Below are 507 nucleotides of genomic sequence, written 5' to 3' on the forward strand. Positions count from 1 at the left end.
TGTGAATTGCTTGTGGTAAGCCGTTAATATCAACCGCTAGGTGGCGTTTGATGCCGGATATGCGTTTACCACCGTCGTAGCCGCGATGCTCAGCAGTATCGGTATTTTTAACGCTTTGTGCGTCAATGATTATGAAAGATGTTCTAGCCGAGCGTGACTGTTTTTCCCGTAGGGTAAAGACAATTTTTTTAAACACTGATCTAAGATTGATAGTTCATCAATAATCTGTTCCTCAGACCATACGCGATAATAGTAATAGACCAATTGCCAGCGAGGAAAATCAACTGGTAACTCGCGCCATTGACAGCCAGTTCTTAAAACATAGACAACTGCACAGAACAACTCATAAAGATCATACTTTCGAGGCCTCGTTGAACGCCGTGCAGCTTCTAAGTCGGGACGAATGAGTTCAAATTGTTGGCGGGAAATATTGCTTGGGTAGTTCATGACTAATCACCTTTTTTGAACTATCATACCAAATATATTAGATTTTAAACAAGTTCTAAG

Annotated in this window: 1 pseudogene; it reads right to left on the bottom strand. The window is 41.0% G+C overall.

Annotated features, from left to right (window positions below):
• Positions 1-447, bottom strand: a pseudogene (locus tag MZO40_RS17005) (IS5 family transposase); the annotation flags it as partial.
• Positions 448-507 lie beyond the last annotated feature (60 nt).

Source organism: Lactiplantibacillus sp. B652, from assembly GCF_023806745.1.
Taxonomy (GTDB): domain Bacteria; phylum Bacillota; class Bacilli; order Lactobacillales; family Lactobacillaceae; genus Lactiplantibacillus; species Lactiplantibacillus pentosus.